Here is a 21,670-nt window from a genome sequence, read left to right as displayed (position 1 = left end):
GCGCGGCGGGTCGCCACCGTTTGACCCAGTGCGATCGCAAGCGCGGCGAAGCCGGGCGCGGCGGGTCGCCACCGTTTGACCCAGTGGCGATCGCAAGCGCGGCGAAGCCGGGCGCGGCGGGTCGCCATATGTGCTAGGGCGATCGGCCCGATCAGCGCACCACGATAGTGTGCTCGCCGCGCGGTGTCAGCTCGCCGATGACGGGCGCTCCCGGAATCTCTCCGGCGATCAGCAGCCCACCGGAGGTCTGCGCGTCGGCGAGCAACAAGGCGTCGTCCTCCCCGACGGCGGACAGGTCGACGTGCGGCGCCACCCACTCGAGGTTTCGCCGGGTTCCGCCGGAGAGGTAGCCGGCGGCCAGCGCCGCACGCGCGCCGTCCAGGTAGGGCACCGCCGCCGAATCGATCACCGCCGTGACGCCGCTGGCTCGCGCCAGCTTGTGCAGATGTCCGAGCAACCCGAAACCGGTGACATCGGTGGCACATTCGACGCCGGCCGCCAGTGCCGCGGCGGCCGCATCGGCGTTGAGCGTGGTCATCACGGCCACGGCCTCGTCGAAGCGCTCTCCGGTGGCCTTGTGCCGGTTGTTCAGCACGCCGACACCGAGCGGCTTGGTCAGCGACAGCGGCGTCCCGGGCTTACCGGAGTCGTTGCGCAGCAAGCGGTTTGGATCGGCGATTCCGGTGACCGCCAGCCCGTACTTGGGTTCTGGGTCATCGACGCTGTGGCCGCCGGCCAGGTGGCAGCCGGCCAGTCCGCACACGTCCAGCCCGCCGCGCAGCGTCTCGGCGGCCAGCTCGAACGGCAGCACCTCGCGCGGCCAGCCCAGCAGGTTCACCGCGACCACCGGGCACCCGCCCATCGCGTAGACGTCGGACAGCGCGTTGGTGGCCGCGATGCGGCCCCAGTCGTAGGCGTCGTCCACCACCGGGGTGAAGAAGTCCGTGGTCGCGATCAGCGCGGTGCCGTCCTGGATGCGCACCACCGCCGCGTCATCGCCGTTGTCCAGGCCCACCAACAGCTGTCCGAACGGGTCCCGCGGCGGGTTGGAACCCAGCCCGCGGACCACGTCCTCGAGCTCACCGGGCGGGATTTTGCAGGCGCAGCCGCCGCCGTGGGCGTATTGAGTCAATCGATACGTCACGGCGTCCATGGTGCCCGTGCGCCGAAGGCTGCCACAATTGGCGCCATGGCTCGAGGAGGCGTGTCCGGTCTGGTGACCGGCGCGGTCTTCAAAACCGTCGAACGGCAGTCGCTGTCGTTGGCGGGTTCAATTCCCGTCCGCCTCCGCCATCTCCTTTCGGGGCCGCGATGACCGATCCGCGCCGCCGGGTGCCCGGCACCGACACGCTGCTGGCCGATCCGCGGCTGGCCGCGGCGCAGCGGGTGCTGGGCCGCGCGCTGGTGAAGTCGGTGATCACCGCGGCGCAGCGGCGGGCCCGCGCCGGAGAGATCGCACCCGAGCAGGTCGCCGAGCACGCCATCGCTGCGCTTCCCGCCACCGCCTCGAGCCTGCGGCCGGTCATCAACGCCACCGGAGTGGTGGTGCACACCAATCTGGGCCGCGCGCCGCTGTCGCGGGCCGCGCTGGACGCGGTGATCGCCGCCGGCGGGACCACCGACGTCGAGTTCGATTTGGCGACGGGCCGGCGCGCGCGCCGGGGCCGGGGGGCGCTGGCCGCGCTGGCGGGCGCGGTCCCGACCGCCGGCGGCGTGCACGTCGTCAACAACAACGCCGCCGCGCTGCTGTTGACCGCCATGACGCTGGCTCCCGGCAAGGAGATCGTGCTCAGCCGCGGCGAACTGGTGGAAATCGGTGACGGCTTCCGCATCCCCGAACTGCTGGAATCCACCGGGTCGCGGCTGCGCGAGGTCGGCACCACCAACCGCACCAGCCTGCGCGACTACGCCGAGGCGCTGGGGCCGCAGACCGGTTTCGTGCTCAAGGTGCATCCGTCCAACTTCCACGTCACCGGGTTCACCTCGGCCACCGATGTCGCGACGCTGGCGCCGGAACTGCGCAGGCTCGACGTCCCCCTGGTGGTCGACATCGGCTCCGGCCTGTTGTCGCCGCATCCGGTGTTGCCCGACGAGCCGGACGCGGCGTCGATGCTGGCCGACGGCGCCGACCTGGTCACCGCGAGCGGGGACAAACTGCTCGGCGGGCCCCAGGCCGGGTTGCTCTTCGGCCGCTCCGAGCTGATCGAGCGGATTCGGCGCCACCCGGCCGCGCGGGCCCTGCGGGTGGACAAGCTGACGTTGGCCGCGCTGGAAGCGACGCTGCTGGGGCCGCCCCCGCCGGTGGCCCAGGCGCTGGCCGCCGACGTCAACCGACTGCGCGCCCGGGCCGAGGCGCTGGCCGCCGGGCTGCCCGGGGCGGTGGCGGTGGACTGCGTCGCTGCCGTCGGCGGCGGCGGGGCGCCCGGGGTCGAATTGCCCAGCGCCGCGGTCAGCCTGCCCGAGTCCTATGCCGCCGCGCTGCGGCTCGGCGCCCCGGCCGTGGTGGGCCGTCTGGAGAGCGGCCGGTGTCTGCTCGACCTGTGCACGGTGGCGCCCGAGGACGACGAGCTGCTGGCCGCGGCGGTACGGGCGTGTTCGTCCTAGCCACCGCCGGACACGTCGATCACGGCAAATCGACTCTGCTGCAACGGATTACCGGCATGTGGCCGGATCGGCTGGCCGAAGAGCAGCGTCGTGGCCTGACCATCGATCTGGGTTTCGCATGGACAGAGCTCGGCGGCCGTCAGCTCGCGTTCGTCGACGTGCCGGGCCACGAGCGGTTCGTGGCCAACATGCTGGCCGGCGTCGGCGCCGTCCCCGCGGTGGTGTTCGTCGTCGCGGCCACCGAGGGGTGGATGCCGCAGTCGGAGGAACATCTGGCGGCGCTGGACGCGCTCGGGGTCCGGCACGGGCTGCTGGTGATCAGCAAGGCCGACCTCGCCGATCCGGGCCCGGCCGTCGCGCAGGCGTCCGAAAGGCTCGCCGCCACCTCACTTGCCGGTGCTGCCGTGGCTATCGGCACCGACCTCGACCGGGTGCGCTCCGAACTGCTGGCGCTGACCGACCGGCTGCCGGCGCCGGATCCCGCGGCCGACGTGCGGCTGTGGGTCGACCGCAGCTTCACGGTCCGGGGCGCGGGCACGGTGGTCACCGGCACGCTGGCCGCCGGCACGGTGCGAGTGGGCGATGAACTCGAGCACGCCGGGCGCCGCGTCACCGTCCGCGCGCTGCAATCGTTGGGCCGCAACCATGCCGAGGTCGGCGCGGTGGCGCGGGTCGCGCTGAATCTGCGGGGCGTCGACCGGCACGACATCGGCCGTGGGGACACCGTGCGCACGCCGGGCGCCTGGCTGGAGACCGCGGAGATCGACGTGGCCCTGCGATCGGTGGACACGCTGGGTCGCCAGCTCATGCTGCACGTCGGGTCGGCGGCCGTGCCGGTGCAGGTGCGCCGGCTGGGGCCCGCCGCCGCGCGCCTGCGGCTGTCCAGGCCGCTGCCGTTGCGGGTGAGGGACGTCGGGTTGCTGCGCGACCCCGGGCAGCACCGGATCGCTGCGGGCATCGAGGTGCTCGACGTCCGGCCTCCCGCGCTGCGACGGCGCGGTGCGGCGCGGGTTCGAGCCGCGGAGCTGGCCACGGGCCAGGTCCGCGGCGCGCCGGACGTCGCGCGCGCGGCCGACCTGCGCGCCATGGGTCTGGCGCCGCGCGGGCAGCGGGTGGGCGAGTGGGTGGTGGACCCGCGGTGGTGGGCGGCGCGGCGCGAGGACGCCACCGCGGCGGTGCGGCGCTGGGTGGGCGATCACGACATCGCGGCGGGCATGCCGCTCGAGACGTTGCGACAACGGGTCGGGTTGCCCGCCGCCGAGCTGCTGCCGGAGTTGTTGCACGGCACCGGCCTCGAGGTGGCCGACGGGGTGGTCCGCCCCCCGGGGTCGGGCCTGCCGGCGCGTGTCGATAAGGCCGTGCGCACGGTCGAGGAGTGGCTGGCCGCCGAGCCGTTTCGGGCGCCCGAGGCCGACGAGCTGGCCGAGCTGAAGCTGGGCCCCCGCGAGCTGGCCGCGGCGGTGCGGGCCGGGCGGCTGACGCGGATCGCCGACGGGGTGGTGCTGGGGCCCGACGCGCTGGACCGTGCCGCCGCCGTGCTGGCGGGGCTGCCGCAACCGTTCACCGTCAGCGAAGCGCGGCGGGCGCTGAACACCACCCGGCGGGTGGCGGTACCGCTGCTGGAAACGCTCGACGCCCGGCGCGCGACGCGCCGCCGCGATGACGGAACCCGGGTCGTTGTCTGATCCGGTGTTACAGCCGCTCCTTGACGGCGGCCGAGAGGCGGGCGCCGTCGGCCTTACCGGCGGCGATCGCGGTCGCGGCCTTCATCACCATGCCCATCTGCTTCATCCCGGGCCGCTCGCCGATTTTCTCGGCGACCTGCGCGATCGCGGTGTCGGCAACGTCGGCCACCTCCGCCTCGGTGAGCGGGGTGGGCAGGTACTCGTCGATGATCCGGCCCTCGGCGTGCTCGTTGGCGGCGAGCTCTGCGCGCCCGTTCTGGGTGTAGATCTCCGCGGATTCGCTTCGCTTGCGGGATTCCTTGGCCAGGACCTTGATGACCTCCTCGTCGGTGAGGTCTTTGGCCTGCTTACCGGAGACTTCCTCGGTTTGGATGGCAGCTAACAGCATGCGCAGGGTGGCCGTTCGCAACCTGTCCTGGGCCTTCATCGCCGCGGTCAGGTCCGCCCGGATCCGGGATTTGAGTTCCGCCATGTGTCAGACGCTACGCGCCGGGTGGGGGGGCGACATTGTGAAAAGCCACGGCCGCCGACAGGATGGAGCCCATGACGAACGACGCGCCCGGCTGCAGAAGCCGCGGGGTTCGGTGAGCGCGCCGCCGCCTGGTAACCCGGTCGGTCCGCCACCGGCATACGGCCCACAACCTGCATACGGTCCAGCCGCGTACGGCCCGCCACCGGCATACGGCCCGCCACCGGCATACGGCCCGCCACCGGCATACGGCCCGCCGCCCGGCTACCCGTCCCCGTCGGGCTACTGGTCCCCACCCGGTTACGGCGCTGCGCCCGGATACGGGCCGCCAACGGGCTACGGCGTCGGACCGGGCTACGGATCGCCGCCCCCGTTCGGCACGCCGGGCTACGGAGCCGCCAAACCCGGGATCATCCCGCTGCGGCCGCTGACCCTCGGCGACATCTTCAACGGCGCGGTCGGGTATGTCCGAGCGAACCCGAAGGCGACGTTGGGTCTGACTGCCATCGTCGTGGTGATCATGCAGATCATCACCAAGGTCGCGTTCTTCGGGCCGCTGGCCGCCGCCGACAGGTTCGGCACCGATCAGCCCGGCGAACTGAGCTCGGGGGTCCTGGGCGCCTGGACGGCGTCGGTGGGCGGCGGCATCCTGGTCGGCTGGCTGGGCGGCATGTTGCTGTCCGGCATGCTCACCGTCATCGTCGGGCGCGCGGTGTTCGGGTCACCGATCACCATCGGCGAAACCTGGGCCAAAATCCGCGGGCGTCTGCCGGCCCTGCTCGGCCTGGCCCTACTGGAAGCCGTCGTGGTGGCGGCCCTTGCCGGACTGGTCGCGGTGATCATCGGTGTGCTCGCGGCGATCGGCAACGCCGCGGCGGCCGTGGTGTTGGGCATCCCGTCGGCGCTGGCCGTGCTCGCGCTCCTGGCGTACCTGTACACGGTGGTGCTGTTCGCCCCGGTGCTGATCGTGCTGGAGCGGTTGCCCGTCATGGACGCAATCACCCGGTCCTTCAAACTCATTCGCAACGGCTTCTGGCGGGTGCTGGGCATCCGGTTCCTCACCTTCCTGGTGGCATCCGTCGTCGCCAACGCCGTCGCGGCGCCCTTCAGCATCGTCGGCCAGATTTTTCAGATCACCTCGTCCAGCACGGCGTTCGTGGTCAGCACCGCGATCCTGTCGGTGGGGGCCGCGATCGGCGAGATCATCACCACACCCTTCAACGCGGGAGTCATCGTGCTGCTGTACACCGACCGCCGGATGCGCGCCGAGGCATTCGATTTGGTGCTGCAGAGCGGAGCCGCGCAGGGGTCCTACGCGGCCGCGTCCACCGACAATCTCTGGCTGACCCGGCCCCTATAAGGGCCGAAAGGATTGCCCGAGGATGCCTTCCATCGACATCGACCGCGATGCCGCACACCGCGTCGCGCAGGACGAACTCAACAAACCCATCTATTCGAAGGGCTCCGCACGCGAACACATCGTCGACTGGCTCAACGACCTGATCTACCGGCTGCTGCAGGAGACCTCCACGATACCGGGCGGATGGCTTACCGCCACAGCGCTTTTCACCCTGCTCGCCATCGCGGTGGTCGTCGGAGTCTACGTGCTGCGGCGCACCATGCGCACGCGCCGCGGCGGTGACTACTCGTTATTCGAAGCCGCCCAACTGACCGCGGCCCAGCATCGCGTCACCGCCGAAAATTACGCGGCGCAGGGCGACTGGGCCGCGGCGATTCGTCACCGGCTGCGCGCCGTCGCCCGCCAGCTCGAAGAGACCCGGGTGCTGACACCGGCACCGAGCCGCACGGCCAACGAGCTGGCCCGCGACGCCGCCGCGGCGCTGCCCCATCTGTCCGGCGAATTGACGCAAGCGGCAACGGCTTTCAACGATGTCACGTACGGTGAACAACCCGGCACCCAGGCGGCCTACCAGATGATCGCCGAGCTGGACGACCACCTGCGGTCCCGCTGGCAGGGCGGACCGCTGGCACCCGGCCGCGCGGAAGCACCCGAGTCGTGGGCGGCGGTGCACTGATGGCGACGACCATCGGCGCCCCTGCCGAAACCACGCCGCGGCGTTGGCGCACCTGGCGGTGGGTGCTCGTCGCGGTGCTGGTGCTCGCGGTCATCGCCGGCGTCGATGCCTATGTGACCGCGCCGCGGCCCGGCGCACGCATGGACCCGCAGGCAACCGGATCCGACGGAGCCCACGCGCTGGTGGAGTTGCTGCGCAACGCCGGTGTCGACGTCGTCGTCGCCAACAACATCGCCGACGTCTAAGACGCGGCGCGACCCGATGCGCTGATCCTGGTGGCCCAGAGCCAATACCTCACCGACACGCTGCTGGACCGGCTGGCTGACGTCCATGCGGATCTGCTACTGGTGGAACCGACGACGCGCACCCGCGAGGCGCTGCTGCCGGACATCCGGACCTCCGGGGCCAACGGTTTCGACCTCGACCCGAATTGCACGCTGCGCGAGGCGGTTCGCGCCGGCTCGGTGCGGTTCGGACGCAGCACCACCTACGAGCCCAAAGACGGCCGCGCGATGACCCGCTGCTACGACGGCGCGCTGATTCGCTTCCGCGAGAAGGGGCGGACCATCACAGCGGTCGGCAACACCGACTTCATGACCAACGGCGGCCTGCTGCGAGCGGGCAACGCCGCCCTCGCGATGAACCTCGCCGGCGACCGGCCCCGGCTCATCTGGTACGCGCCGCACCAGGTCGAGGGTGAATCCTCAGCCAGGGCATCGCTTTTCGAGCTGATTCCACCCAATGCCATCTGGATCGTCGGGCAGCTGGCGCTGGTGGTGCTGCTGGTCGCACTGTGGAAGGGCCGACGGCCTGGCCCCCTGGTGGCCGAGGAGCTGCCCGTGGTGGTCCGCGCGTCGGAGACCGTCGAGGGCCGCGGCCGGCTGTACCGGTCCCGGCGGGCACGCGATCGCGCGGCCACCGCATTGCGCACCGCCGCGGTGGCGCGGCTGCTGCCGCGGCTCGGCCTGGGCGCGGGCGCTTCGCCCGCGGCGGTGATCACCACGGCGGCCCAGCGCATCGGATCCGATCCGGCCTTCGTCACCTACCATCTGTTCGGTCCGCCCCCGACGACCGACAACGACCTGTTACAACTGGCCCGTGCGCTCGACGAAATCGAAAGGCAGGTCGCACACCCGTGACACAACCCTCTACCGCCCAGTCCCCCACCGCTGAATCGGCACGCGAGGCACTGCTGGCGTTGCGTGGCGAGCTCGCCAAGGCCGTCGTCGGGCAGGAGGGCGTGATCAGCGGCCTGGTGATCGCGCTGCTGTGCCGCGGCCACGTGTTGCTGGAAGGCGTTCCGGGAGTGGCCAAGACGCTATTGGTCCGGGCGCTGTCCGCGGCGCTGCAGCTGGAATTCAAGCGGGTACAGTTCACCCCCGACCTGATGCCCGGCGACGTGACGGGTTCACTGGTGTACGACGCGCGCACCGCCGCGTTCGTGTTCAGGCCCGGGCCGGTGTTCACCAACCTGCTGCTGGCCGACGAGATCAACCGGACGCCGCCCAAAACCCAGGCCGCGCTGCTCGAGGCGATGGAAGAGCGACAGGTCAGCGTGGATGGTCAACCGCAGCCGCTGCCGGACCCGTTCATCGTGGCCGCGACCCAGAACCCGGTCGAATACGAGGGCACCTACCAGCTGCCCGAGGCCCAGCTGGACCGCTTTTTGCTCAAACTGAATGTGACGCTGCCGCCGCGGGACGCCGAGATCGCCATCCTGCACCGGCACGCGCACGGCTTCGATCCGCGTGACCTGTCGGCGATCAGCCCGGTGGCCGGACCCGCGGACCTGGCGGCCGGCCGCGACGCCGTGCAGCACGTGCTGATTGGCGACGAGGTGCTCGGCTACATCGTCGACATCGTCGGGGCCACCCGCTCCTCCCCGGCGCTGCAACTGGGCGTGTCCCCCCGCGGGGCGACCGCCCTGCTGGCGACGGCGCGCTCCTGGTCCTGGCTGTCCGGCCGCAACTACGTCACTCCCGACGACGTGAAGGCGATGGCCCGCCCGACGCTGCGGCACCGGGTGATGCTGCGACCCGAGGCCGAACTTGAAGGGGCCACACCCGACGGTGTGCTCGACGGGATCCTGGCGTCGGTTCCGGTGCCCCGCTAGTGGTCCTGACCGGACGCACCGGGCTGGTCGCACTGATCTGCGTCCTGCCGATCGCGCTGTCTCCTTGGCCGGCACCGACTTTCGCGGCCCTGCTGATCGCGCTGACGATCGCCGTGGTCGTCGACATCGCATTGGCGGCCAGCCCCGCCACGTTGCGCTACGCCCGTTCCCCGGATCGCTCCGCCCGGCTCGGGCAGCAGGTGGAGAGCGGACTGTTGATTTACAACGACGGCCCGCGCAGGTTCCGCGGCCAGGTCCGCGACACCTGGCCGCCCAGCGCCCAGGCGCGGCCGCGCATCCACCCACTCACCATCCCCGCAGGGCAGGACCAGCACGTCGCGACCCGGCTGCAACCGGTCCGCCGCGGCGATCAGCGCGCGACGGTGGTGACCGCCCGTTCGATCGGACCGCTGGGCCTGGCGGCACGGCAACGTTCGCGCCCGGTACCCGGCCAGTTGCGGGTGCTGCCCCCGTTTCTGGCCCGCAAGCACCTGCCGTCGCGGCTCGCCAAGCTGCGCGAGATCGACGGCCTGCTGCCCACGCTGGTCCGCGGGCAGGGCACCGAATTCGATTCGCTGCGAGAGTATGTCGTCGGTGACGACGTCCGCTCGATCGACTGGCGCGCCACCGCGCGCCGTGCCGACGTGGTGGTGCGCACCTGGCGCCCCGAACGCGACCGGCGGGTGGTGATCGTGCTCGACACGGGCCGTACGGCGGCAGGGCGTGTCGGGGTGGATCCGACCGCTGCCGATCCGGCGGGCTGGCCGCGGCTGGATTGGTCGATGGACGCCGCCCTGCTGTTGGCGGCCCTCGCGTCGCGGGCCGGGGACCATGTCGACTTCCTCGCCCACGACCGGGTGAGCCGGGCCGGTGTGTTCGGCGCCTCGCGCACCGAACTGCTTGCCCAGTTGGTCGACGCGATGGCGCCCCTGCAGCCGACGCTGGTCGAATCCGATTGGCGGGCAATGGTTTCCGCTATAGCGCTGCGCGCCCGCCGGCGTTCTCTGGTGGTGCTGCTGACCGACCTCAACGCGGCCGCCCTCGACGAGGGCCTGCTACCCGTGCTGCCGCAGCTGTCGGCCAAGCATCACCTGCTGCTGGCCGCGGTCTCCGACCCGCGCGTCGACCAAATGGCCGCCGGCCGTTCGGATGCCGCGGCGGTCTACGACGCAGCGGCGGCCGAACGATCCCGCAACGACCGCGGTGCGATCGCCACGCGGCTGCGCCGCAGCGGGGTGGAAGTCGTCGACGCGACGCCCACCGAACTGGCACCGGCGCTGGCCGATCACTACCTGGCGATGAAGGCGACCGGGCGGCTCTAACCCGCCGGCGTCGCCGGCTCAGCGAGTCGGAACGAAGTCCGGCGCCTCTGCCATATCCCCGCTTTCCCCGGCCCGCACGCCGCGGCGGCCGAAGTAGACGATGTAGGACAGAAACGCCACCTCGGCGAGGACGCCGATGCCCACCCGCACGAACGTCGGCAACGGCGAGGGCGTCACCAGCGCCTCGATCAACCCGGAAACCAGCAGCACCGCGACCAGACCCACGGCGACCGAGACGACGGCGCGCCCCTGCTCGGCGAGCACCTGCCCCCGGGGCCGGTCGCCGGGGGCGATCACCGACCAGCCCAGCCGCATTCCCGTTGCCCCCGAAAGGAATACCGCCGTGAGCTCGAGCAATCCATGGGGGGCAAGCAAACCCAGGAGCAGGCCTCCCTTGCCGGCCGGAAACATCAGGCCGGCAATGACGCCCAGATTGGCGGCGTTCTGGAACAGCACGAACGGGATCGGCAGCCCCAGCACCACGGACATCGCGATGCATTGGGCGGAAACCCAGGAGTTGTTCACCCAAATCTGCAGCGCAAACGCGGCGGCGGGGTGTTCGCTGTAATAGGACTCGACATCGTGGTTGACCAATTGCTCGATGTCATCAGGTGTTCCGAGCGCGGATTGAACCTCGGGGCTGCCGGCGACCCATAGCGCCACGATGAGGACGACGGCGAGAAACGCCACCGCCGTGGCCACCCACCACCGCCCGCCGCGGTACGCCACGACCGGGAACGACACCGTCCAGAACCGGGTGAACGCGCTGCTCAGTGGCGCGTGGGCACCCGTCACCGCGGAACGGGCCCGCGCGACCAGGCTGGAGAGCCGGCCGATCAGCAAGGAATCCGAGGAGGCCGAGCGCAACATCGACAGATGGGTGGAGACCCGCTGGTAGAGCTCGACTAGTTCGTCGATTTCCGCACCGGACAATGACCGGCGCCGCCCGATCAATCGGTCCAGGCGATCCCAGGTAGGGCGATGGGCCAGCACGAATGCATCGACGTCCACCCTGGGCAGCCTAATCGCACTGCCGGCATGACAAAGCGCGGCCGGCCGTCAGTGCCCAACCTGTACCGTTCGAAGTTATGTCGGAGGTGGTGACCGGGGACGCCGTGGTGCTCGATGTGCAGATCGCGCAGCTGCCTGTGCGGGCGTTGAGCGCGCTGATCGACATCGCGGTCATGTTCATCGGATACCTGCTCGGCCTGATGCTGTGGGCCGCCACCCTGACTCAATTCGATACCGCGCTCAGTAGTGCGATCCTGCTGATTTTTACGGTGCTGGTGATTGTGGGCTATCCCTTGGTCCTCGAAACGGCTACCCGGGGACGCTCGGTGGGCAAGATCGCGATGGGTCTGCGGGTAGTGTCCGACGACGGAGGCCCAGAACGCTTCCGCCAGGCCTTGTTTCGCGCCCTGGCGGCCCTGGTGGAAATCTGGATGCTGTTCGGCAGCCCGGCCGTCATCTGCAGCATCCTGTCCCCCAAGGCCAAACGCATCGGCGATTTCTTTGCCGGCACGGTGGTGGTCAACGAACGCGGGCCCCGCCTCGGGCCCCCGCCGATGATGCCGCCGTCGTTGGCGTGGTGGGCATCGTCGCTGCAGCTGTCGGGGCTATCCGTCGGCCAGGTCGAGGTTGCGCGCCAATTCCTTTCCAGGGCAACACAGCTCGACCGTCAGCTGCGCCTGCAGATGGCCTACCGGATCGCCGGCGACGTGGTGGCCCGCATCGCGCCGCCGCCACCGCCCGGCGCCCCGCCGGAACTCGTGCTCGCCGCGGTCCTGGCCGAGCGGCACCGGCGCGAACTGGCCCGGCTGCGTCCGCCCATGCCCGCGCCGGGTCATATGGCGCCATGGCCACCGACCGGCCCCGCGTACGGCCCCCCGGGCTGGCCTGGCGCGCCGCCGCAGCAAGTCACCAAATGGCCGGACCCCCACCCGAATCCCCCCGGGCCGGGAGACTCCGGGACACCGGGCGGTTTCTCGGTGCCGCACTAGCCGGCCACGCTCGCCGCCATGAGGGCGACGTCGGCAATCAGCAACGCCCATCCGCACAGCGGGACCGCGACGCCCCAGCGGCGTTTGGCGGTGAAAAACGAGACGATGATGACCAGGACCGCTACCGCGGGCGCGCCGTAGAAGGCCACGCCCAAATTGATCCCGTCGTGGCCCAGATAGGGACAGCCGTGACCGCTGCACCCATCGGTGCTCATGACGGCGCCGAGCGCGAAGAGCATCACCAACGCGGCGCCGGGCACCGTCGCCAGCGCCAAACCCCAATTGACCCAAGGCCGGGCGGTGGAGCGCGGCGCGCCGTCGGGCCGCCCGTACGGGGACGGGCCCGCGGTCCCGCCACCCACCGTGAGGTCGTTGTCGGGGTCCATCTCGATAGCTGGTACCCGTGTCTGCCACATGCAAACCGCGTCCCACCGCGTTCGCGCGCGGGCGCCCCCCCGATCTCCGCAGCTCAGCGCCTAAGCAGACTCGCTTCGCAACGTATCAGTGTTGCATCGCGATAGGTTCCGATATATCGTATTGCTCGAAGCGTGCACACGGTGCGCGACCCACGAACGTTAGGACACCCAATGAGCAACCCATTCACTTCCCCCGAAGGTCCCTTCGCCGGGCGGCCCGGATTCGGCTTTGGCTCCGGCCCGGTCGACCCGCGCGCCCTGCACGAAGCGCGCCGGCAGGCCCGGCGGGACTTTCGCGAGCATCTGCGCGATCACGCCGGCGGCCACGGCGGCCCGCTCGGCTTCGGCCCCGGCTTCGGAGCGGGCTTTGGTCCCGGTTTCGGCCCGGGCCTCGGCTTCGGCCCCGGCGGCCGGCGCGGCGGATGGCGCCATGGCGGCCCGGGTCGCGGCAAACGCGGCGACGTGCGAGCCGCCATCCTGCGGCTGCTGGCCGAGCGGCCGATGCATGGCTACGAAATGATTCAGCTGATCGCCGAGCGCAGCAACGGGCTGTGGAAGCCGAGCCCCGGCTCGGTGTATCCGACGCTGCAGCTGCTCGACGACGAAGGCTTGATCACCGCGAGCGAAACCGAAGGCAGCAAGAAGCTTTTCGAGCTGACCGAGCAGGGACGCGCGGCGGCCGAGAAGATCGAGACCCCGCCGTGGGACGAGATCACCGAAGGCGCCGACCCGGGACACATGAATCTGCGGGCGGCAGTAGGCCAGTTGTTCGGCGCGATCGGGCAATCCGCCTACACCGCGTCCTCCGATCAGCAGCAGCGCGTCATCGACATCCTGAACACTGCGCGGCGTGAGATCTACGGCATCCTCGGCGAAGACTGAGTGCAAAGAAAGCGGGCCCTGGATCGGGTCGCGTCACGTGACGTCGACCCAATCCAGGGCCCGCTGCACGGCTTTGCGCCAGCCCGCGTAACCCGCGGCGCGCTGCTCGTCGTTCCACGCCGGCTCCCACCGCCTGCCCTCTTGCCAGTTGGCCCGCAGGTCGACCGGGTCGGCCCAGAACCCCACCGCCAAACCGGCCGCGTAGGCCGCGCCGAGCGCGGTCGTCTCGGCGACCACCGGCCGTACCACGTCCACCCCGAGCACATCGGCCTGAATCTGCATGCACAGGTCGTTGCCGGTGATGCCGCCGTCAACCTTCAAAACCTCAAGGTGCACACCGGAATCCGCCGCCATGGCGTCCACCACGTCGCGACTCTGATAGCAGATCGCCTCCAGCGTTGCGCGCGCCAGATGCGCGTTGGTGTTGAACCGCGACAGCCCGACGATCGCGCCGCGCGCATCGGATCGCCAGTACGGCGCAAACAATCCGGAGAACGCGGGCACGAAATAGACCCCGCCGTTGTCGTCGACCTGGCGTGCCAGCGATTCGCTTTGGGCGGCACCGCTGATGATGCCCAACTGATCACGCAGCCACTGCACCGCCGCCCCGGTCACGGCGATCGAACCCTCGAGCGCGTACACGGGTTTGGCGTCGCCGAACTGATAGCAGACGGTGGTCAGCAGCCCGTTGTCGGACCGCACGATCGTCTCTCCGGTGTTGAGCAGCAGGAAATTCCCGGTGCCGTAGGTGTTTTTGGCTTCCCCTTCGGACAGGCACACCTGGCCCACCATCGCCGCGTGCTGATCGCCGAGCATTGCGGCGATCGGCACCTCACCGCCGGCCGGCCCGGTCTCGGTCGTCACGCCATAGGGCTGCGGCGACGACGACGGCCCGATCCTCGGCAACATCGCGCGCGGTATGGAAAAGAACGACAGCAGCTCGTCGTCCCAGTCGAGGGTCTCCAGGTTCATCAGCATGGTCCGGCTGGCGTTGGTCACATCGGTGGCGTGCACGCCGCCGCGCGGCCCCCCGGTGAGGTTCCACAACACCCAGGTGTCGGCCGTCCCGAACAGCGCGTCGCCGCTTTCGGCGGCCTCGCGCACCCCGTCGACGTTCTGCAGAATCCATTGCAGCTTGGCCGCGGAGAAGTAGGTGGCCGGGGGCAGGCCGGCCTTGCGGCGGATCACGTCGCCGCGGCCGTCGCGTTGCGCCGCCGAGGCAATCCGGTCGGTACGGGTATCCTGCCAGACGATCGCGTTGTAATAGGGCCGCCCGGTCTTGCGGTTCCACACCAGCGTCGTCTCGCGTTGATTCGTAATACCGAGTGCGGCAATGTCTTTGGTACTCAGGTTGGCCCGGTTCAACACCGACGTCAGCACCGAGGAGGTGCGCTCCCAGATTTCCACCGGGTCGTGCTCCACCCAGCCGGCGCGGGGCAGGATCTGCTCGTGCTCGAGTTGATGGCGGGCCACCTCGGCACCCTCGTGATCAAAGATCATGCAGCGAGTGCTGGTGGTGCCCTGGTCGATGGCGGCGACGAATTCGGCGAACTCGGCCAACTGCCCTCCTTCACACGTGAGCCCGGCACACTCTTGCGTCGAGGTCCATCATGGTCTACCGGCCGGACGGACGAGACCGCAACCGCGACTCGTGGGAGCTTGCGTTGCGGGCGGTAACCCTGTTGCATCTGCGGTGTGGGCGAAGAGGTCAAGCGCACCACGTACGACAGCGCTCAACGGCGGGAATACCGGCGCAAGGTACAGCTGTGCGTGGATGTCTTCGAGACGATGCTCGCCCGGTCGTGCTTCGAGTCCGGGCAGCCACTCACCGGCATGGAGATCGAGTGCAACCTCGTCGACGCCGACTACCAGCCGGCCATGTCGAATCGGCCCGTGCTGGACGCCATCGGCGATCCGGCCTATCAGACCGAATTGGGCGCTTACAACATCGAATTCAACGTTCCCCCGCATGCGCTGCCCGGGCACTCCGGGCTCGATCTCGAGGCCGAGGTGCGGGCCAGCCTGAACGACGCCCAGGCCAAGGCCGGCGCGGCGGGCGGCGCCCACATCGTCATGATCGGCATCCTGCCCACGTTGATGCCCGAACACCTCGACCACGGCTGGATGAGCGAATCCACGCGATATGCCGCGCTGAACGACTCGATCTTCACCGCGCGCGGCGAAGACATTCCCATCGAGATTGCCGGCCCGGAACCCCTGAGCTGGCACACGGCCACGATCGCTCCCGAATCAGCCTGCACCAGCATGCAATTGCATCTGCAGTTGGCGCCGGAGACGTTCGACTCCAACTGGAATGCGGCGCAGAGCGTGGCCGGGCCGCAGCTGGCGTTGGGCGCCAATTCACCGTTCTTCTTCGGGCACCTGCTGTGGGCGGAGACCCGCATCGAGCTGTTCACCCAGTCCACCGACACCAGGCCCGAGGAGTTGAAAACCCAAGGCGTGCGCCCGCGGGTGTGGTTCGGCGAACAGTGGATCGACTCGATCCTGGACCTCTACCGAGAGAACATCCGCTACTTTCCGTCCCTGCTGCCCGAAGTTTCCGATGAGGATCCGGTGGCCGAGCTGGCCGCCGGACGCATCCCGCAGCTTGCCGAATTGCGCCTGCACAACGGGACGGTCTACCGCTGGAACCGCCCGGTCTACGACGTGGTCGACGGCCGTCCCCATCTGCGACTGGAGAACCGGGTGTTGCCGGCCGGACCGACCGTCGTCGACATGCTGGCGAACTCGGCCTTCTTCTACGGGGTGCTGCGCGGCCTGGCCGAAGCGGACGACCCGTTGTGGCGCCACATGGATTTCGGTGTGGCCGAAGCCAATTTCCTGGCGTCGGCGCGCTACGGCATCGACGCGCGGTTGCATTGGCCCCGGGTGGGCGAGGTGAGCGCACGCGACCTGGTGCTCGACACACTGCTGCCGATCGCCGACGAGGGCTTGCGGCGCTGGGGCGTCGATCCCGACGTGCGCGACCGGTTCCTCGGGGTGATCGAGGGCCGGGCGCGGACGGGGCGCAACGGTGCCAGCTGGCAGGTGTCCACCGTGCGGGCGCTGGAGGACGGCGGCATGAGCAGGCCCGCGGCGCTGGCCGAGATGCTGCGCCGGTACTGCGAACACATGCACGCCAACGAGCCGGTGCACACCTGGGAGTAGCTTGCTATTCATGTCGTCTGATCACGTGATGGATTGGGACAGCGCGTATCGCGAGCAGGCCCACTTCGAGGGTCCGCCACCCTGGAACATCGGTGAGCCACAACCCGAACTGGCGGCGCTGGTCGCGGCCGGCAAATTCCGCAGCGACGTGCTCGATGCCGGCTGCGGGGTCGCCGAGCTGTCACTGGCGCTGGCCGCCCAGGGGTACACGGTGGTCGGTGTCGACCTCACGCCGACCGCCGTCGCGGCGGCCACCGAGTCCGCCCAGGAGCGCGGCTTGACCACGGCCAGTTTCGTGCAGGCCGACATCACGTCGTTCTCCGGCTACGACGGGCGGTTCTCCACCGTGGTGGACAGCACGCTGTTCCACTCGCTGCCGGTGGAGGGCCGCGACGGCTACCTGAGGTCGGTACACCGGGCCGCCGCGCCCGGGGCGAGCCTGTTCATCCTGGTCTTCGCCAAGGGCGCCTTCCCGGCCGAGATGGAACCGAAGCCTAACGAGGTCGACGAGGGCGAACTGCGCGCCGCGGTGAGTAAGTACTGGGAGATCGATGAGATTCGCCCCTCCTTCATCCTGTCCAACGTCGTCAACATCCCCGGCGCGCCCTTTGAATTTCCGCCGCACGATCGCGACGAGCAGGGCCGGCTCAAGATGCCGGCCTACCTGCTGACGGCGCACAAAGCGGGCTAGCCGGTCGCGGTCGCCGCGGTGGCGGCGATGAGCGCCTCGGCGAACGTCTGAAGGTCGTCGGCCGTGGTGTCCACGTGCGGTGAGATCCGCAGCACGGGTTGGGTGAGCTCCAGCGGCGCCCGCTGCACGCCGGCGCAGGTGGTCAGGATCCGTCGCTCGGCCAGCAGCCATGCCCGCACCGCCTGCGGGTCGGCGCCGTCGTTGGGCGCCAAAGTGGTGATGGCACTGGGCTCTTCGACCTCTTCGACCACCGTCCAGCCGTCCACATCAGCCAGCATCGTGCGGCTCATGACCCCCACCTCGGCCAGCCGCGCATGCACCGCCCGCGGCCCGTAGGCCAGATGCTCGCCCAGCGCCAGCGAAAACCCCACGCGCGCTGCAATATTCGCTTCGCCAAATTCCAGTTGTTCGGCCACCGTCGGCGGGCCGTCCTTGCTGGCCCACTCCGGCGCGGCCAGCCGGGGGTGCAGGCGTTCCATCAGTTCGCCGCGCACCCCGAGGATCCCGACACCGCGCGGACCGGCGATCCATTTGCGCGACGACGAGTAGGTCGCATCGGCATCCACCGCACAGTCCACCTGGCCCAGTGCCTGCGCCGCGTCGACCACGAGCGGCAGCCCCAATTCGCGGCACAGTTGGGCGACCATCGAAACCGGTTGAACCACACCGCGATGGCTGGCCACGGCGGTCAGATGCACCAGGTCCGGTGGGTCGCTGTCCAGCGCCAGCGCCGCGTCGTCAAGCGCGACCCGGCCGTCTTCCAGCGTCGGCAGCAGCTGCCGGTCGAACCCGTGAGCGGCCAGCATCGCCAGGTTGGGCCCGTATTCGCCGGGCAGGCACGCCACCGTCCGTCGCTCGGCCGGCCAGCCGCCCAGCAGCAGATCCAGGGCGTTCAGCGAACCGGTGGTGAAAACCACCTCGGCGTCCGGCATTCCGGTCAGCGCGGCGAAGGCGGCGCGCCCGGCGTCGAGCACCGGTGTGGCGGCCTCCGCCGCGACGTAGCCGCCGACTTCGGATTCGTTGCGGGCATGCTGCGCGGTGGCCTCGATCACCGCCAGGCTCTGCCGTGAACAGGCCGCGTTGTCCAGGTGCAGTCCGGCCACCGGCGGGCGGGCTGACCGCCACCGGTCGGCCAGCGCGTTGCTGCCGGTCACTTCACGGCCAACGACAACCCGAAGTCGCCCGCCTCGTCGGTCCACCACCGGGTGCGACGCAAGCCCGCGGCGGCCAATTCGTCAGTCACCTTGTCGGAGCGGAACTTACACGACACCTCGGTGAGCATCTCCTCGCCGGCCTCGAAGTCGACGGTCAGGTCGAGCGCGCCGACCCGCACCCGCTGGGGACGGTCGGACCGCAACCACATCTCGATGCGTTCCTCCGCCGTGTTCCACCGGGCCACGTGCCGGTAGGCGTCGACGTCGAAATCCGCGTCGAGTTCCCGGTTGACGACCGCGAGCACATTGCGGTTGAACGCCGCCGTCACGCCGGTGGCATCGTCGTAGGCGCGCACCAGCCGCTCGGAGTCCTTGACCAGGTCCGTGCCCAGCAGCAGGCTGTCGCCGGGCCGCATCTGCGCGGACAGCGCGGCGAGGAACCCCGCGCGGGGGACCGGCGTGAGATTGCCGATCGTCGACCCGAGGAACACGAACAGCCGTCGCCCGCCTTCGGGGATCTCCGTCAGGTGCTCTTCGAAATCGCCACAAACGGCCTTGATTTCGACCCCGGCGTATTCCCGCGCGATGGCCGCGGCGGCCGTCGACAGAATGCTGGCGTCGACGTCGAACGGGACGAACCTGCGCAGCGAACCCCGTGCGCGCAGGGCGTCGAGCAACAGCCGGGTCTTTTCCGATGTCCCGCTGCCCAGTTCCACCAGCGTGTCGGCCTCGCTGGCCGAGGCCGCTTCGGCCGCCCGCGCGCGCAGGATCTCCGCCTCGGCGCGGGTGGGGTAATACTCGGGCAACCGCGTGATTTGATCGAACAGCTCGCTGCCCACGGAATCGTAGAACCATTTGGGCGGCAATGACTTCGGCGTCTTCTGCAGGCCTTCGAGCACATCACGGCGCAGCGCGTGGTACGCCGAGTCGGCGGCCAGGTGGTTCGACAGCGACAGCCTCATCAAGATCCTCTCGACTGGTCCAGCGGCGTCATCGTGACGCCGTCGGCAGTGACTTCGACAAGGTGGCGGTCCGGGACGTCCTCCCAGTCGGAGTCGTTGTCATAGGGTTCGCTGGCCAGCACCACGCCGTCGGCGCGGCGCAGGATGGACAGCGTGTCGCCCCACGCCGTCGCCACCATGCGAGAGCCGTTGGCGGCCAGGATGTTCAGCCGGGCGCCCGGATCGGCTTCCGCGATCTCGACGATGGTCTGTCCCAGCGCGTCGAGGCCGCGCTCGAAGATCACCGCCGCCAATATGGCGCTGTCACAGACCGATTCGGCCGCTGACGTGGTCGGCAACACGGACCGGTCGACTATTCCGTTGTGCGACAACAACCACCGCTCATCGGTGAACGGCGCGGTCGCGCTGGCCTCGATCGGCATCCCGACGGTGGCCGAGCGCACGGCGGCCACCACGCAGTGGCTGCGCAACGCCGGCGCGATGGAATCGAACGACACGTCACCCCACAGCGGCGCCTGGCTGCGCCACCGGCGCGGCACCCCTGGTGGGGGTTCGGCGGAGGTGTCGAAAAACCCCACCCCCCAACCGTCGGCGTTGAGCAGGCAGTGCTTCTGGCGGCGCGGCGCATAAGACTGCACCCGCAGCCCGAACGGCGGGTCGAGCACCAACGAGGACACGGTGACGTCGGTCCCCAGCCATCCCAGGTGCCGGCACATCAGGGGGAATCCCCGGCGCCGGGGACGTCCCACGCCAACCGAACGCCGGAGAAGATCTGGCGCCGGTAGGGATGATCCCAATTGCGGAAGCTCGGCCGCATGATGCCCGGTTCGACCGCCCACGAGCCGCCGCGCAGCACCCGGTAGTCGCCGCCGAAGAACGGCTGTGAATAGCGTTCGTAGAGCATCGGGACGAATCCCGGCCACGGCCGCAGCGGGGAACTGGTCCACTCCCAGACATCGCCGAGCAGCTGCTCGGCCCCGTACGCCGAGCCGCCGGCGGGATAGGCGCCCACCGGCGCGGGCCGCAACGCCCCGCCGCCCAGGTTGGCCAGGTCGTCGTCCGGTGTGCGCTCACCCCAGGGGTAGCGGCGCCGGGTGTCGGTGGAGGGATCCCAGGTGCAGGCTTTCTCCCACTCGATCTCCGTGGGTAGCCGGGCGCCGGCCCAGGCGGCGTAGGCCTCGGCCTCGAAATAGCTGACGTGCTGGACGGGTTCGTCGGCCGGGATCTCTTCGACGTGGCCGAAACGGGTGCGGGTGAGACCGTCGGAACTCCAGAACTGCGGCGCGGTAAGCCCCGCACCCTGCCGGTGCTGCCAGCCGCGCTCCGACCACCAGCGCGGCTGGTGATAGCCGCCGTCGTCGACGAACTGCCGCCATTCACCGTTGGTGACCGGGACCCGGCCGATCCGGAACGCGGGCAGGTCGACGACGTGGGCCGGGCGCTCGTTGTCCAGTGAGTACGGTTCGCTTGCGGCGTCCACACCGAGGACGAATTCACCGGCGGGCACCAGCACCGACGTGCCGGCCACGCCGGCACGCCCCGCCGGCAGCGTCGACGTTGCCCGCAGAAGCGGTGCGCCGCTGCGCAAGTTCAACGCCTGCAGCATGGTCTCGTCGTGCTGGTTTTCGTGGCTGACCACCATGGCGTAAACGAAGGCCGCCTCGTCGCCGGCGGGGTCGTCGGGCAGCTCATCCAGCGCGTCGAGCACGGCGGACCGCACGGTGCGGCAGTATGCCCGCGCCTGGTCCGGCGACAGCAGCGGCAGATCGACCCGGCTGGCGCGCGAATGTACGAAGGCGTCGTACAGCCCCTCGACGGGCGGCGGCAACATCCCCGGCCGCGCCGCGTCACCACCGCGCAGCAGCCACAGCTCTTCTTGCTGACCGATGTGCGCCAGGTCCCAGACCAGCGGGCTCATCAACGGGTCGTATTGCCGGCAGAGTTCGGCGTCGTCTAAGTCGACCAGACGCAACGTCCGCGCCCGCGCCCGCGCCAGGTCGTCGGCGATCGCCTCGCGGCATGACGACCGCAAGCGCGGCGCAGCCGGGCGCAGCGGGTCGGAATCATCAGGCGATGACGACCGCAAGCGCGGCGCAGCCGGGCGCAGCGGGTCGGAATCATCAGGCGACGACGACCGCAAGCGCGGCGCAGCCGGGCGCGGCGGGTCG

The 21,670-nt window shown here is 70.2% G+C and carries 19 protein-coding genes, 1 tRNA gene and 1 pseudogene; 12 read left to right on the top strand and 9 right to left on the bottom strand.

All coding sequences use genetic code 11. From position 1 onward, the window contains the following. Window positions 1-151: 151 nt before the first annotated feature. Entirely contained in the window at window positions 152-1,153 is a 1,002-nt protein-coding gene (gene selD / locus BST14_RS07795; RefSeq protein ID WP_438502139.1) for a selenide, water dikinase SelD, read from the bottom strand. Between the two features lie 45 nt (window positions 1,154-1,198). Here selD and BST14_RS07790 point away from each other — a divergent pair. The 3 genes from BST14_RS07790 to BST14_RS07780 all read left to right on the top strand — a co-directional run bounded on the left by BST14_RS07790 (window position 1,199) and on the right by BST14_RS07780 (window position 4,289). Further along, a tRNA-Sec gene (locus BST14_RS07790) sits at window positions 1,199-1,293 on the top strand. Window positions 1,294-1,311: 18 nt separating this feature from the next. Further along, window positions 1,312-2,604 (top strand): L-seryl-tRNA(Sec) selenium transferase, encoded by a 1,293-nt coding sequence (selA, locus tag BST14_RS07785; RefSeq protein ID WP_083063939.1) that lies wholly within the window; start codon window positions 1,312-1,314, stop codon window positions 2,602-2,604. After that, window positions 2,592-4,289 (top strand): SelB domain-containing protein, encoded by a 1,698-nt coding sequence (locus BST14_RS07780; protein ID WP_083063938.1) that lies wholly within the window; start codon window positions 2,592-2,594, stop codon window positions 4,287-4,289. Before selA ends, BST14_RS07780 begins: the two co-directional genes overlap by 13 nt. A 7-nt stretch (window positions 4,290-4,296) precedes the next feature. Here BST14_RS07780 and BST14_RS07775 read toward each other — a convergent pair whose 3' ends face one another. After that, on the bottom strand, window positions 4,297-4,761 hold the full coding sequence (locus tag BST14_RS07775) for a GatB/YqeY domain-containing protein (protein ID WP_083063937.1): 465 nt from the start codon (window positions 4,759-4,761) through the stop codon (window positions 4,297-4,299). Here BST14_RS07775 and BST14_RS07770 point away from each other — a divergent pair. The 5 genes and pseudogenes from BST14_RS07770 (at window position 4,760) to BST14_RS07750 (ending at window position 10,229) form a co-directional block, all read left to right on the top strand. Then, complete coding sequence (locus BST14_RS07770) at window positions 4,760-6,118, top strand: DUF7847 domain-containing protein (protein ID WP_211280671.1); 1,359 nt, start codon at window positions 4,760-4,762, stop codon at window positions 6,116-6,118. The genes BST14_RS07775 and BST14_RS07770 overlap by 2 nt on opposite strands. A gap of 22 nt (window positions 6,119-6,140) precedes the next feature. Further along, entirely contained in the window at window positions 6,141-6,794 is a 654-nt protein-coding gene (locus tag BST14_RS07765) for a DUF4129 domain-containing protein (RefSeq protein ID WP_083063935.1), read from the top strand. Continuing rightward, window positions 6,794-7,933: pseudogene (locus tag BST14_RS07760) on the top strand (DUF4350 domain-containing protein). The gene BST14_RS07765 and the pseudogene BST14_RS07760 overlap by 1 nt, the downstream one beginning before the upstream one ends. Further along, complete coding sequence (locus tag BST14_RS07755) at window positions 7,930-8,907, top strand: AAA family ATPase (RefSeq protein WP_083063934.1); 978 nt, start codon at window positions 7,930-7,932, stop codon at window positions 8,905-8,907. The pseudogene BST14_RS07760 and the gene BST14_RS07755 overlap by 4 nt, the downstream one beginning before the upstream one ends. Next, window positions 8,907-10,229, top strand: coding sequence for a DUF58 domain-containing protein (locus BST14_RS07750; RefSeq protein WP_083063933.1), 1,323 nt, complete (start codon window positions 8,907-8,909; stop codon window positions 10,227-10,229). Before BST14_RS07755 ends, BST14_RS07750 begins: the two co-directional genes overlap by 1 nt. An 18-nt stretch (window positions 10,230-10,247) precedes the next feature. Here the strand turns inward: BST14_RS07750 and BST14_RS07745 are convergent, their stop codons facing one another. Then, entirely contained in the window at window positions 10,248-11,240 is a 993-nt protein-coding gene (locus BST14_RS07745; RefSeq protein WP_083063932.1) for a stage II sporulation protein M, read from the bottom strand. Between the two features lie 77 nt (window positions 11,241-11,317). Here BST14_RS07745 and BST14_RS07740 point away from each other — a divergent pair, with 77 nt between their 5' ends. Continuing rightward, a complete protein-coding gene (locus tag BST14_RS07740) occupies window positions 11,318-12,229 on the top strand; it encodes an RDD family protein (RefSeq protein WP_083063931.1) in 912 nt (303 codons plus the stop codon). Here the strand turns inward: BST14_RS07740 and BST14_RS07735 are convergent. Beyond that, on the bottom strand, window positions 12,226-12,615 hold the full coding sequence (locus BST14_RS07735; protein WP_083063930.1) for a hypothetical protein: 390 nt from the start codon (window positions 12,613-12,615) through the stop codon (window positions 12,226-12,228). The two genes, BST14_RS07740 and BST14_RS07735, sit on opposite strands and share 4 nt — an antisense overlap. A 201-nt stretch (window positions 12,616-12,816) precedes the next feature. Between BST14_RS07735 and BST14_RS07730 the strand changes: the two genes are divergently transcribed. Next, window positions 12,817-13,527, top strand: coding sequence for a PadR family transcriptional regulator (locus BST14_RS07730; RefSeq protein WP_083063929.1), 711 nt, complete (start codon window positions 12,817-12,819; stop codon window positions 13,525-13,527). A 33-nt stretch (window positions 13,528-13,560) separates the two neighbouring features. Here the strand turns inward: BST14_RS07730 and glpK are convergent, their stop codons facing one another. Next, window positions 13,561-15,087: a glycerol kinase GlpK gene (gene glpK / locus BST14_RS07725; protein WP_083063928.1), complete on the bottom strand. Its 1,527-nt coding sequence runs from the start codon at window positions 15,085-15,087 to the stop codon at window positions 13,561-13,563. 135 nt (window positions 15,088-15,222) lie between these two features. Between glpK and BST14_RS07720 the strand changes: the two genes are divergently transcribed. Together BST14_RS07720 and BST14_RS07715 are read left to right on the top strand one after the other, a co-directional pair. Beyond that, window positions 15,223-16,695 (top strand): glutamate-cysteine ligase family protein, encoded by a 1,473-nt coding sequence (locus BST14_RS07720; protein WP_083063927.1) that lies wholly within the window; start codon window positions 15,223-15,225, stop codon window positions 16,693-16,695. Between the two features lie 10 nt (window positions 16,696-16,705). Next, a complete protein-coding gene (locus BST14_RS07715) occupies window positions 16,706-17,386 on the top strand; it encodes a class I SAM-dependent methyltransferase (RefSeq protein ID WP_083063991.1) in 681 nt (226 codons plus the stop codon). On the opposite strand, the gene egtE is transcribed toward BST14_RS07715, so the two are convergent. From egtE to egtB, 4 genes are read right to left on the bottom strand one after another with little or no spacing between them, the layout of a single operon-like run. Next, window positions 17,383-18,540, bottom strand: a complete 1,158-nt coding sequence (egtE, locus tag BST14_RS07710) for an ergothioneine biosynthesis PLP-dependent enzyme EgtE (RefSeq protein WP_083063926.1) — start codon at window positions 18,538-18,540, stop codon at window positions 17,383-17,385. The genes BST14_RS07715 and egtE overlap by 4 nt on opposite strands. Next, window positions 18,537-19,502 carry an L-histidine N(alpha)-methyltransferase gene (gene egtD, locus BST14_RS07705; protein ID WP_083063925.1) on the bottom strand — a complete coding sequence of 322 codons (966 nt, stop codon included), beginning with the start codon at window positions 19,500-19,502 and terminating at the stop codon, window positions 18,537-18,539. Before egtD ends, egtE begins: the two co-directional genes overlap by 4 nt. After that, window positions 19,502-20,218, bottom strand: a complete 717-nt coding sequence (gene egtC / locus BST14_RS07700; protein ID WP_083063924.1) for an ergothioneine biosynthesis protein EgtC — start codon at window positions 20,216-20,218, stop codon at window positions 19,502-19,504. The genes egtD and egtC overlap by 1 nt, the downstream gene beginning before the upstream one ends. After that, the gene (gene egtB / locus BST14_RS07695; protein WP_083063923.1) at window positions 20,218-21,534 is read right to left on the bottom strand and encodes an ergothioneine biosynthesis protein EgtB; all 1,317 of its coding nucleotides are present in this window, start codon (window positions 21,532-21,534) and stop codon (window positions 20,218-20,220) included. The genes egtC and egtB overlap by 1 nt, the downstream gene beginning before the upstream one ends. Window positions 21,535-21,670 lie beyond the last annotated feature (136 nt).

The sequence above is a fragment of the Mycobacterium arosiense ATCC BAA-1401 = DSM 45069 genome, assembly GCF_002086125.1.
GTDB classification, from domain to species: Bacteria; Actinomycetota; Actinomycetes; order Mycobacteriales; family Mycobacteriaceae; genus Mycobacterium; species Mycobacterium arosiense.
This window is presented reverse-complemented; position numbering and strand designations above follow the sequence as displayed.